The organism is Peribacillus sp. BM1 (assembly GCF_056679975.1).
Genome location: NZ_CM155259.1, coordinates 1,366,589 through 1,379,248 on the forward strand (window position 1 = coordinate 1,366,589; position 12,660 = coordinate 1,379,248).

A 12,660-nucleotide genomic window follows, 5' to 3' on the forward strand; every position below is an offset into this window, starting at 1 on the left:
GTAAGAAGAGGGCCCGCGAAAATACGAAGACGATCTTCTTATCTTCTAGGTATGTTCTATACCTATAGGAATTAGCACCTTGCCAAAAAATGGCTGGTTGCTGAGACATCATCGGGCCAATCCCTCCGTCTCTCTTGATAAGAATGTGAATATTGAGTTATTTGAAAAATTCAATTTATCCAAATTTACCACGCTATAAAGGAAAATACAAGTAGTTTTTTAAACCGAGAAAGATCGAAGCAAGCAGTTTTTTTTGCAGATGTAGATGGGATCTATTCGATGTAATAAGAGTATTCTCGGTTTATAGATAATAAAGTAAATGAGATTGACAAAGAAATTCAAGATTGGGCTGAACGAATGAACCAACTTCGTGAAGTGAGCTAATCAAATGGATAAAGTGGCTATTTCAGTTTATTTCTTGAGGAATTTAATAAAGAGATAAAATTACCCATTTCCGATTAAAAAGAGCAAAAGTCTTAGTATCTATTTTTTTGAAATAATTTTGTTTAAAAACAAGGAAAAAAACCCTATACGAATCAATATATTATTCATTCGGTATGGAAATATTGGGTAGTTATTCCTCTTTTTCTAATATAACCAAGGAATGAATTGACCTTTTCTATTTGTATTTTTACAATTATAGTAAATATATTGAAAAGGAGAGGATTACATGTCTGGAATTATTCGCGTTACCCCTGCGGAACTAGATAGTATGTCCAACCGTTATACGAGTGAAAGCAATCAGGTAGGAGATCAGATTACTCGCTTAAATACGATGATTGGTGAATTGGAAAGTGTTTGGGAAGGGGAAGCAAGCAGAGCATTTAGTGAGCAATACGATGCATTAAAACCATCGTTTGTACAAATGCAAAATTTACTTGAGGATATTTCTCGTCAGCTTAAAAGCACAGCGAGAGCTCTTACTGATGCTGATAACCAAATCGCTAGTCAGATTCGTGGGTAACTTCCATCTGAATATGAAGTATGTAGGAGCGCCATTTTCACCAGATGAAGGCGCTCCTTCATCTATGAGGTGAGAAAATGTATATTATCGTTACAATCGATTTAAAACATTATGGAAATGACAGCTTCGACCTCCGTCTATCCAACTATAACTCTGTTAAGAAACTGATTGATATAGTTTGGCAGGCTAAAGCCATCTCTGAACCCCCGCGAGAGGGATATTGGGTACGGATACCTAACAAGCAAATTGTCTTATCTGGATCGGATAAGCTGGTGGAGCACGGAATCACCACTGGGGATCGTTTTGAAATTTTATCTAACGGGCAGTAAAACCCCCACTGATTGAAATTTCACTTTATAAAGGAGTATTGAATCATGACAGAACAGAGTCGAACGTATCTCGAAGAACAGCTTGAAGCGGTATTAAAGAGAGAAGATAACTCTATTCATTTAATTTTTCAAAGGGAAAAAATCAAATTAAATGATCGAGCGGAAATGGAAATGATTAAAGACATAGACCCTTCTATACATAAAGGGGTTATCTTAACAGAGGATGAACTCAGCCTCGTATTTCAACCGCCTCAAACCTATTTATCCTTTAACGAAATCCAAAGTAAAGATGAAAAAAGCAGATGGGTTTTTGCCTTTCAACTCCTGAAAAAAATCATGAATCATCCCTTCCATCGACTACATTTGATCGTCTGTCCAGAAAATATTGTAGCAGATGAAAGCTTAACGCCCTATTTTTTACATTATGGAGTAATGGAGAGCATTCCTCCTTATGAACAAGATCGGGAAAGACTTTGGCAGGAAATAAAAGCTGTCGTGGCTGCTTCAGTCGTATCTAAGCATCCCTTTTTACACTATTTCAAGTTTCATGAAACACTAGAGCTGTCACCCAAAGAAGCGGAAATCATGAACACAGAAAATGAAGAGGCGCTTTTGGCTATTATTCAAAAAAATATGAAATTGCTAGATATGCAAGAGAAGAAGTTTGTACGAGTAACCAAAAAGGAATGGAAGATTACTAGATTCGTTTCTCTGGGTCTTTTGATTTTTTTGTTACCGGCACTGATTTATAGCTTGTATTCGCTTATTTTTAGTCAACCTAAACAGGCGGCCTTCATTAATAGCCAGGAATACTTCTTGAATAAAGAATACAGTCAAGTGATCACTACTTTATCAGATTATAAAATTAAAGGCATGCCACAGATCGTTCAATATGAACTTGCGCAATCTTACATTATTAATGAAGCGCTAAATGAAGATCAAAAAGAAGTGATTCGAAATACGGTTAGTCTTCAGGCAGACCCCCAATATTATCAATATTGGATCCATATTGGTAGAGGCGAAGCAAAGGAAGCTTTGGAAATTGCTCGTTCACTTGAAGATCGAGATATCATTATTCTTGCACTGATTCAGTATAGTGAAGAAATTAAAGCAGATGAAGAGATGAAAAGCGAAGAAAAACAGCAAGAGCTAGATAAAATCCAAACTGAATTAAATGAATACGAACAAGAAAAAAAAGCGCAGGAAGAAGAAGCGAAAAGGCTGGAAGAAGAGGAAAAACGGAATAAAGAAAAACAAGAGGAACAAGCGAAATTGGAGGCTGAGCAACAGCAAGCTTTGGAACAGGCTAGTAAAACTCAGACAACCGATAGCCAAAAGTCAGCTGAAAGTAAGAATAATGAATAAAGGATTGCAGGAGGAGATAGCATGAGTAATCTCTGGTTGTTCTATAATCAGTATTACCAGAGGGTGCCACTCGGCAAAGATCAGGCTCATTCTTTATCGGTTGGTCCCGATGTCCAGCAAACAGTTACAGTTAGAGAGTTTCCTTTCACTGGGGGAATATTGGATATCGTTATAGAAGAGAGTCGTTTTGTTATTAGGCAAAATGAGACATTGATTTTTGAAGGTACAGCAGAAGAACCGTTCGAACTTGAAGATCGAGGAGAAACATTAAGGATGTTTTTGACTTCCTCGGATGTATTAACATCTACATATTATATGGGGTATCAACAGGAAATTTCTTTTTCATCCGATAATGAGGATGCTGTTTTCTATAAAAAGAAAACAGCCATTTTAAAACAAGACAACGACTCTTTTCATCTTTTAAAAACGGGTGGAAGATGGCAAGTGAAGCCACAAGAGGCTACTCTTTTTGTAAACGGACAAAAGGTCAGGCAGAACATGATCGTGGAAATAGGCGACATTATCTTTTCTCCCTTTATGGAAATCCGTTTATTAGATATCGATTTAATTGAAATCATCAGTCTAGATAAATATGTTACGAGTCTTCCTTTGACCAGACGCCCACAGTCAGAAATGAGCAAAAAGTATCCGACCTATCGTCGCACTCCGAGAATGATTTATGAACTTCCAGAAGAGAAGGTTTCGCTATCGTTCCCATCGCAGGAGTCAGATGATAGCAATAGAGGTCTATGGCTCATCATTATGCCTCCGCTGATTATGTTAATGGTTATGGGCATAGTTGCCATTATTCAGCCGAGAGGGATCTTTATTATCGTTTCCATGGTTATGTTCATGACGACATTAGTAACCTCATCTGTACAATTTTTTAAAGATAAACAAACCCGGAAGAAGCAGAAAGAGCGAAGATATAGAGTGTATACACTTTATTTGGAAAATAAGCGTAAGGAACTTCAAGAATTAGCCGAAAAACAAAAGCGTGTTCTAGATTATCACTTTCCATCATTTGAAAGAATGAAATACTTAACCGGGCTTATCTCGGACCGGATTTGGGAGAGGTCGATTGAAAGTTATGATTTCCTTCAATTTAGATTGGGTACTGGAACTGTGCCATCTAGCTACCAGGTTTCGGTTAGTTCGGGTGATATGGCCAATCGGGAAATCGACAATTTGTTAGAACAGTCTCAAGTGTTGGAAAGGGTGTATCAGGAAATAAAAAATGTACCGATCGTAGCTGACCTGTCAAAAGGTTCTATCGGTCTGATTGGCAAAGAGAAGGTTGTAAAGAATGAGATTCACCAAATCATCGGCCAGCTCTCTTTCTTTCACAGTTATCACGATATAAGGTTTGTCTGTATATTTAATGAACAGGAATATAGCGAGTGGGAATGGATCAAATGGCTACCTCATTTTCAATTGCCGCATGCACATGCAAAAGGGCTCATTTATAATGAACAAACTCGTGATCAGTTGCTTTCATCCATATACGAAATACTTCGTGAACGTAATCTAGAAGAAAATAAGGGAAAAGTAAAATTTACCCCACATATCGTTTTTATCATTATGAATCGGCAGTTAATCGCAGACCATGTCATATTAGAATATTTAGAAGGTGAACATGCTAATCTTGGTATTTCCGTCCTTTTTGCAGCAGAATCAAAAGAAAGTTTGAATGAGAATATCCATACACTTGTTCGGTATATCAATGATCAAGAGGGCGATATCCTGATCCAGGAAAATAAAGCAGTTAGCATTCCATTTAAGCTAGATGCTCATCAAAGCGAAGGGAATGAAGTATTTTCCAGGATGCTAAGAACACTCGACCATCAGGTGGGGATGACGAATTCGATTCCTTCAAGTGTTTCTTTTATGGGGATGCTCGATGTAAAAGATATTGATCAGCTTCCAATTAAACAAAATTGGTTAACAAGGCAGGCAAAAAAATCACTTGCAGTACCAGTAGGTCTCAAGGGGAAAGTGGATCTTGTAGAATTGAACCTTCATGAAAAGGCACATGGGCCTCATGGTTTGCTTGCTGGGACAACAGGATCGGGGAAAAGTGAATTTTTACAAACCTACATATTATCACTTGCTGTTCATTTTCATCCCCATGAAGTAGCCTTTCTACTTATTGATTATAAAGGAGGGGGCATGGCCCAACCTTTTAAAAATATGCCGCATCTCTTAGGCACAATTACAAATATTGAGGGAAGTAAAAATTTCAGTTTACGGGCACTTGCTTCGATTAAAAGTGAGTTGAAGAGACGTCAACGCTTATTCGATCAATATAAGGTTAACCATATTAATGATTATGCCGATTTATATAAAAAAGATGTTGCAGAGGTACCACTTCCTCATCTCTTTCTCATATCCGATGAGTTTGCAGAGTTAAAGAGCGAAGAACCAGAATTTATCCGTGAACTTGTTAGTGCGGCCCGAATTGGCCGAAGTCTAGGTGTTCACCTTATTCTTGCTACCCAAAAGCCAGGTGGAATTATTGACGAACAAATCTGGAGTAATGCTAGATTTAGAGTTGCTTTGAAAGTACAGGACACAGATGACAGTAGAGAAATATTGAAAAATGGCGATGCTGCCTCTATAACTGTAACCGGAAGAGGGTATCTTCAAGTGGGGAATAATGAAGTTTACGAGCTTTTTCAGTCGGCTTGGAGCGGTGCCCCTTATTTGGAGGACACTTCAGAGACAGAAGATGAAATTTCAATCGTAACGGATTTAGGCCTTATCCCATTATCAGATGTTACAGCTAGTGAAGGAAAAAACAAAGAAGTGCTGACAGAAATAGATATGATTGTTGATAAAATTGAAGCGTTGCAACAGTCGATGGGGATAAAGAAATTGAACAGTCCTTGGCTGCCTCCACTCGCAAATCGACTGTCACGAAGAGCGTTTCAATCTATAGAAAAAGAGAACATCCAATTAGCCTTAATCGATGAACCTGAAAAGCAAAGTCAGACACCATATGAGTATGATGTGATGGATGATGGAAATATTGGTATATTTGGTTCGTCCGGCTATGGGAAATCACAAACGGTTTTAACACTTCTTCTTAGCATGGCAGAACGGTACAGCCCACAAGAAGTCCATTATTACTTATTTGACTTTGGGAACGGTTCGCTGCTTCCACTAAAACAGTTACCTCATACGGCCGACTTTTTCTTAATGGATGAGAAGTTGAAAATAGAAAAATTCATGAGGATTCTCAAGGATGAAATGGCTAGAAGAAAACATTTATTTCAACAACAAGAAGTTAGCAGTATGAAACTATATAATGCCATTAGTAACGAGAAGCTACCACTTGTATTTTTTGCAATTGATAACTTTGACATTATTAAAGAAGAAATGCAAGATCTTGAGGTACAAATCAATCAATTTGCCCGAGACGGCCAATCACTTGGCATTTATATGATCTTTACAGCAACAAGGATCAGCTCGATTCGTCAATCATTGATGAATAACTTAAAAACGAAAGTCGTTCATTATTTGATCGACAATACCGAGGTTTATTCTGTTTTAGGCAAAACTTCATTTGTCCAAGAGCCTATCCCAGGCAGGGCCGTTATAAAAAAAGACGAAGCCTATTTCTCTCAAGTGTTCTTGGCTGCAGATGGTAAGGATGATTTTGAATTAATGGATGCAACAAGGAGCGATATTCAATTGATAAAAGAAAAGTATCAAGGATTCAAAGCTCCTTTAGCTATTCCAATGCTTCCTGATCAATTGAACATGAAGAACTTTAAGCAGTATACGGATGTAATGAAAGAAACTGGCATAATCCCGATTGGCTTGGATGAAGAACATGTACAACCGGTAATAGCTGATTTTAATAAAAATAACCATTGCATGATACTTGGCCAAGCACAAAAAGGGAAGACCAATCTCGTAAAAGTGATCTTAGATACAGTCTTGTTCCAGGGAACCGAGAGCATCGGAGTGTTTGACTCATTTGATCGAGGATTGTCTAGCTATTCAGAGGAAGAGCCGGTCTTCTATATGGAAACAAAGGAACATATTTCAGAATGGTTGTCTAATATGGAAGAAACCTTATCGAAAAGGGAAGAGGAATATTTGTTCAAGATTCAAAATGGTGCAACCATTTCAGCCTTTTCGCCACTATTCCTTGTCATAGATGGATATTCCCGCTTTTCACAAACCATTGATAGTCTCATGCAGGATAGAATAGCAAGACTCATGAAAAATTACAGTCATTTGGGCTTTAATGTACTCGTTTCTGGGAGTAATAATGACCTTTCTAAAGGGTACGATCCATTAACAAATGAATTGAAACAAATCCGTCAGGCTGTCATTCTAATGAAGAAGTCCGAACAGACGATATTTACACTTCCTTACGAACGGAAAGAGGAAGAAATTCAAGCAGGATATGGCTATTATGTAATGAATGGAAAAGAGCGTAAAATACAAATTCCGCTATGTGTAATTGAAAGGAAGGTTCTAACATGACGGGGAAAACAAGGTATATCATTAAGTTGATTCTCGCGGTTTTTCTGATTATCGTAACACCTGCGATCTTTTTTGGTGCCATTGGTGATCATCCGATGCAGGTTAGAGAGAATGCAACAAGGACGATTGCAGTTGTAAATGAAGACAATGGAACGGAAAAAGAAGATAAGTCTTTGGAATTTGGCGATGAGATTTCCGCAATCCTTGAGGATGGATCAGAATATAAATGGACATTTCTAAGTCGGAGTGCGGCGGTTAATGGTTTAAAGAATACAAAGTATGATGCTGTTATTTATATACCATCCGATTTTTCAAAGCGAATCATGACGTATGAAAGTGAGCATCCTGTTAAAGCAAAATTCGAATACACGATACAAGATCAGTTAAATGTGAATAATCGAGAGAAAGTTTTAAGGGAAGTTGAAAACGCAACGAGCCGGGTTAATGGGAAAGTCTCTACTTTATACTGGACATATGTGTCCCAGGATCTCGAGAATGTCCGAACAAAATTTGATGGAATTCTTCAAAAGGAAATTGATTTTCAAAATGCGATGCTCGCATTTTATAAACCAAGCTCCAAGAATCTTACCGGTGAGATTGAGCAACAACGTAAAATGTTGGAGAATATTCGGTCCACGATGACTACGGCAGGAAAGGCATCCCCTAAGAGGGAAGAAAATGTAAAGCAATTTGAACAAAGCCTCACATCGTTTGTCAAATATGTGGAGGATTATCGAGATTATCAGAATATCCAGCAGTTAATGCTCGAAAAGGTTCAAGATGAAAATATCGTAAGCGTTCAAGCGCTAGCGGCAAATCAGGCCCCAAGATATTCAGATTCTATGGATTACTTGGATGAGCAAAGTGAACAGATTTCCACGAATATTGAGGCAATTAACGAGCAACTTGATGAAAATAATGAAACTGTGAATACTCTTTCGATGGTTCGGCAAAATGAGGTGGAACGCCAAAAGAGTGATTTAATCAACTATTTGAAAGGGCAAGAAACAACAACGTTGAATAAACATGAAAGCACGATTATTACTTTGAAAACTGAATTGAATAAAGGGGCTCCTGAATCGAATCATCCTGATCTTCCGGGTCCTAGCGCAGAACCTGATCCAGCTATGCCTGCTGGTGATCAGGCAGGGACTGCTTCTGCAGCTAATGACAGTTCCATTCAAACTCCAGGTTTGAATGAAGAAAGGAATGAACTGCAAGCTATTACGAATGAGCTTAATGGATTGAAAGGGTCTCTTGAAGCCATTGCCGATCCTAAACCAGAGCAGGTCACGGCGGGCATTGATCAATTGCCAGAAATAGCAGGAAGGCTGTCAAAAGTAGAACAAAAGCTTGCCGCATTTGATCAAGCAGAAAACCCGCTGCAAAAAACAGTCGATGAACTAAAAGCGGTTAATAATGAATTGGTGAAGAAAAATGAAACGCTAGCTACAGAATACAATAGACTAGCAGAGGTGAACCAAAGTTTATTAAATCAACTCAATTCACCGTTAGACAACTTTCAAACTGCAGTAGTAGAAATTGAAAAACAAGAACAGGAAATCCTGGGATTAGAAGCTTTAACGGGGGAAAGAGAGAGAAAATTAGAACCTATATTTAATGAAGAAATTTATTATAGAAGTCCAGAAACCCTTCTGAAATATCATTCTTCTCTCGTTCAGTATAAGGAAACATTACAAAATAGCTTAGCAGGAAATCCAGAGAGCTTAACGCACTTATTAGAAAAAGTGGATCCAATGCTAGGGGTTAATGAACAGGAGCAGAATATATGGGATAAGCTATCAGCTGATATGCCTTTTACAGGAGAGAAGCTGACAGGATTGCAAGATTACTTTACTGGATTCTTTACAGAATATAGTAACAAAATGGGGGAGCAACAGGCAGCCATTTTGGAAGACCTAGCTTCATTAGATGAGAGTGCGAACACGGTCATGAATCAAGTTCAGCTTATGTCTACTGATACGCCGATTCCGAGTAATGGAGAAGACGGTAATACAGTCGTTATCCATCACAAGGGAATTGGCCAGGAAATGATTATGATGAATCAACTAATGGACTCACTTGGTGAAAGCCAGGGGAATATCGTCCAATTTACGGATGAGCTTCAAACAAAGGTTCAAGGCGTACAGCAAGATGCCAATAAACTGAATGATAAATGGACGGCGAATGTTGATACAACAACACTGCTGAGGAATGATATCTTTAATCTGCTTGGCAATACATTTGTAGATGGTCAGAAAAATGGCGTCGTGTATGACCATTTATCCAATCCGCTTGAAATAAGCGGGAATGCTATTTCGAAGCAAGAAACAAAGAAAGTGCCTCCAGTAGTGGTGCTGGTGATCGTTTTAATAAGTAGCTTGTTAATTGGTTATTTTAGCTATTATTTTAAAGATGCACCAATGCTCGTAAAAGGATCCATGTTTGTCTTATTAAATTTGATTGTAGGCTTAATCATTAGCTTGTTTGGCTTGAATATTTATCCGCTCGGAGAGGAACGTGCGATTGAATGGTCAATCTTTACGATTCTCCTTCTAATGGCAGCTTCTACAGTCGTGTTTGTTTGTTTTTCCATAAGTACTTGGACTGGTTGGCTGGCAAGTGTAGGTCTTGTCATGTTTTTCATTAGTCCATTACTTGCTCTTACAGCACCGAATATCGATTATCAAGACCCGATGTCTCAGGTGTATATGTCGATCCAGTATGGAACAGACTCTCTTTTTATAACGGCAATTATCGTGTTACTTGGCATAATCCTGCTGCTTTCCATCATTCCGTATGTGATAAGGACCTTGAAAAGTGTCTTTACTTCGGAAGAGGAACAGGCTCATGAGGCTTAATGGTAAAATCCTTGTATTGCTGATGTTTTTGGTCATCTGTATCCTATTTACAGATGCGGATTCAGCCAGAGCAGAGTCAAGTATTGATGATTTGACACCAAATACGTATGAGAAGAAAGAATTTAAGGAAAACACCGATTATCTTCATGATGAGTCATTGTATGAAAATAAGAAATCGATACCTAAAGAGGTGCAAGAGCTCACTTTTAAAAAACATAATTCGAATCCGCTTGAAAAAGTAAAAGCGCAGTTGTTTACAGATATGAATATTGAAACGAATACAATCGCATCACGGGCCTCACAGCTAAAACTTTTTACCGATGAAGATGTGAAAAGATATTATCATGAAGATAAAATGCAGCAAATGGAAAAGCAGAATTCTAAAATCATGATTTTATATATTGGCTTACTAATAATAGGTTTGCTAATCTTGCTTGTCATACTTATTCCCAAGATGGTTCACAGCAAGCAAGTTCAAGAGTAGCTTCACCTAGTGTCCAATAAGGAAAGGATCAAACCTACGTCGAGGGTGTCTCAAAAGGGTCAGAACTCGCACTCTAAATCAGTATATAGTGTTTCATTCACTTATCCTATACTGTATTTAGTTGTTGCGAGGTCTGACCCTTTTAGCATCCTTTCATGTTTGGAGAAGTGATTGGATGGCGTTATTTTGAATCCTTTATGAAATATCCCTAGCTACCATGGTGCGCTTTCGCCGCTTACTTAAGTTTTAGCAGCTTCCCGAAAGAAGTCCCTTCCTCAAGGAACAAAGTCAGTAGGGAGGGGATGAATTTCGGTTAGGCGTTGCCGAAAGATTCTCGACGTATTGCCAGTTATTATTGTGACTGAGAAACTCGCAATCTTTTAGATTGACCTGTTTGTACGACTTATTAGGCTTCGTGATGTAGCTACCATGAATATTTTTGACATACGCCATACCTGTCCCCGTAAAGCCTGTAATGTATCCAATTTGCCCACATACTCGTACTCGATCATTTAGATAAAATCCTTTCAGTTGTTTCACATTCTTTTTGTTTCGCTTGCTCTCGATATTCTTCGTCTTCCGACCTTTTCTAGCTGTGGCCTCATGCAACGAACGTTTTTTCTTACGAAATTGCTTGATGAAGAAGACAGAATCATTCATTTGCTGAATCATTTCTATTCTACTGATCGCAACCGCATCATTCGCATGAGTTTTTTCTAATCCTAACTCTTTCCTTCGTGGTGTAGTGACTGACCCATACGTCACGTTAGGCTTCGGATACTTTGTAAATACTCGTTTACGGAAGATATTCATAAACGTCCCCTCTTTGTATGAAGGTAATTTTTTGCCTTCTTCCATCCACTTCCACAATATTGCACCCTTTTGATGATTCTCATGCGTATGGCAATCTGTACATACTGTAATTAAATTATCAGCTCGATTACTTCCTCCATGTGAACGATAAACAATATGATGTGTATTCAAAATCCCGCCCTTTTTCTTACACACTTGACATGTATAATGGTCCCTTGCGAATACAAAGTAACGGACATCGTGATAGCCAAGTGTTTGCCCTTGCTGATACGCTTCACCTTGTATCTCCGGATTCATCATCTTCTGAATATCGAATTTCCCCACTTCGATCGTTAACACAGGATTTGGTACAAGAGATAAAAACGTATCGATCCAGTGAAACGTGTTAGCTAAGCGACATTGTATACTTGGCGGTAGCCAATTTTTGTGACGCTTACGGTTGTCAAATCGCGGCTTTCGATAGCGGCATTTTCGATTTCGTCTACTTCTTCGGTACATACGTCTTGTTTCTAGTAAACTCTTAACATCTTGACGTACTTCCATCTCTCCTTTGGCAAGTACCTTGTCATGGGTCGTAACCGCTATCCCCGTGTGTTTAGCACCTAAATCTATCCCAACGTTAATCGATTGTTTATAGCTACTACTGCCATATAGAAGTTGGATCGTAAATGGTTGATAGCTTACGATTTTTGCTTTCTTTTGTTTGAGTAAGAGTCTCGCTTTTCTTGGTTTGCATGGCATTAAAGCTTCCCCATGCTGATTAAGTATGAATACGAACATGACGTATTCCCTCCTTTTTGGAGTTCGTTTCCCTTCGCCAATGTTGGAATGGCTTTGCGGTAAAACCGCCAAACTAGGTTGACCGTTCCTCCCCATTTAGAACTATTACAGAGCCTACACAGAGCAACGGACTAGGGAATCATCCGAGGGTGTGGTCACCATCCCAACGTAGTTTCCATAAAACTTAGGCTAGACAACCAAAGGCTTTTTAAAAGTCTCCACTTCAAGAATCGTTAGAATCTAAGTGGTGGGTAGTTGACGATAGGATGAAAGCTGATGATCTGTATCGTTCATGAATTTGACAGAACTGCGGGTTGCCTCTTCATTTTGAAGAAGTAAGGCTTTATATGAGTCTCCTACTTGTTGAAGAAGCGTATTGAGGTTGTTAAGCTGTTTCACTACATCAAGAACATTATTTCCCCCTATTGATGAAGGAAAACTAGTTTGGAGAGCACTTGAAGATGAATGTAACTTCGAGAGTGCTTGTTCTACATCGCTATATTTCATTTTAATTTCAGAACTCAATATACATACCACCTCGTCTATTTAATGATCAAAATTATATTA

Annotated in this window: 8 protein-coding genes and 1 riboswitch; of the genes, 6 read left to right on the forward strand and 2 right to left on the reverse strand. The window is 38.4% G+C overall.

Annotated features, from left to right (window positions below; genetic code table 11):
* Positions 1-35: 35 nt before the first annotated feature.
* A riboswitch (SAM riboswitch) is annotated at positions 36-144 on the reverse strand.
* A gap of 526 nt (positions 145-670) precedes the next feature.
* The 6 genes from AC1MGI_RS06735 to essA all read left to right on the forward strand — a co-directional run bounded on the left by AC1MGI_RS06735 (position 671) and on the right by essA (position 10,500).
* The gene (locus AC1MGI_RS06735) at positions 671-964 is read left to right on the forward strand and encodes a WXG100 family type VII secretion target (protein WP_480349011.1); all 294 of its coding nucleotides are present in this window, start codon (positions 671-673) and stop codon (positions 962-964) included.
* Between the two features lie 77 nt (positions 965-1,041).
* A complete protein-coding gene (yukD, locus tag AC1MGI_RS06740) occupies positions 1,042-1,293 on the forward strand; it encodes an ESX secretion system protein YukD (protein WP_480349012.1) in 252 nt (83 codons plus the stop codon).
* Between the two features lie 45 nt (positions 1,294-1,338).
* Positions 1,339-2,658 carry a type VII secretion protein EssB gene (gene essB, locus AC1MGI_RS06745; RefSeq protein ID WP_480349013.1) on the forward strand — a complete coding sequence of 440 codons (1,320 nt, stop codon included), beginning with the start codon at positions 1,339-1,341 and terminating at the stop codon, positions 2,656-2,658.
* A gap of 21 nt (positions 2,659-2,679) precedes the next feature.
* Positions 2,680-7,155, forward strand: a complete 4,476-nt coding sequence (gene essC / locus AC1MGI_RS06750) for a type VII secretion protein EssC (protein WP_480349014.1) — start codon at positions 2,680-2,682, stop codon at positions 7,153-7,155.
* On the forward strand, positions 7,152-10,016 hold the full coding sequence (gene esaA, locus AC1MGI_RS06755) for a type VII secretion protein EsaA (protein ID WP_480349015.1): 2,865 nt from the start codon (positions 7,152-7,154) through the stop codon (positions 10,014-10,016). The genes essC and esaA overlap by 4 nt, the downstream gene beginning before the upstream one ends.
* A complete protein-coding gene (gene essA, locus AC1MGI_RS06760) occupies positions 10,006-10,500 on the forward strand; it encodes a type VII secretion protein EssA (protein ID WP_480349016.1) in 495 nt (164 codons plus the stop codon). Before esaA ends, essA begins: the two co-directional genes overlap by 11 nt.
* Before the next feature lie 288 nt (positions 10,501-10,788).
* Here the strand turns inward: essA and iscB are convergent, their stop codons facing one another.
* Both iscB and AC1MGI_RS06770 read right to left on the reverse strand, forming a co-directional pair.
* On the reverse strand, positions 10,789-12,093 hold the full coding sequence (gene iscB / locus AC1MGI_RS06765) for an RNA-guided endonuclease IscB (RefSeq protein WP_480349017.1): 1,305 nt from the start codon (positions 12,091-12,093) through the stop codon (positions 10,789-10,791).
* Positions 12,094-12,333: 240 nt separating this feature from the next.
* Positions 12,334-12,618: a YwqI/YxiC family protein gene (locus AC1MGI_RS06770; RefSeq protein WP_480349018.1), complete on the reverse strand. Its 285-nt coding sequence runs from the start codon at positions 12,616-12,618 to the stop codon at positions 12,334-12,336.
* Positions 12,619-12,660 lie beyond the last annotated feature (42 nt).

What these genes read in the sequence shown, in the direction of transcription:
- esaA (WP_480349015.1), top strand. Translation starts at nt 7,152, where the DNA reads ATGACGGGGAAAACAAGGTATATCATTAAGTTGATTCTCGCGGTTTTT.
- essA (WP_480349016.1), top strand. Translation starts at nt 10,006, where the DNA reads ATGAGGCTTAATGGTAAAATCCTTGTATTGCTGATGTTTTTGGTCATC.
- essC (WP_480349014.1), top strand. Translation starts at nt 2,680, where the DNA reads ATGAGTAATCTCTGGTTGTTCTATAATCAGTATTACCAGAGGGTGCCA.
- iscB (WP_480349017.1), bottom strand. Translation starts at nt 12,093, where the DNA reads ATGTTCGTATTCATACTTAATCAGCATGGGGAAGCTTTAATGCCATGC.
- yukD (WP_480349012.1), top strand. Translation starts at nt 1,042, where the DNA reads ATGTATATTATCGTTACAATCGATTTAAAACATTATGGAAATGACAGC.
- AC1MGI_RS06735 (WP_480349011.1), top strand. Translation starts at nt 671, where the DNA reads ATGTCTGGAATTATTCGCGTTACCCCTGCGGAACTAGATAGTATGTCC.
- essB (WP_480349013.1), top strand. Translation starts at nt 1,339, where the DNA reads ATGACAGAACAGAGTCGAACGTATCTCGAAGAACAGCTTGAAGCGGTA.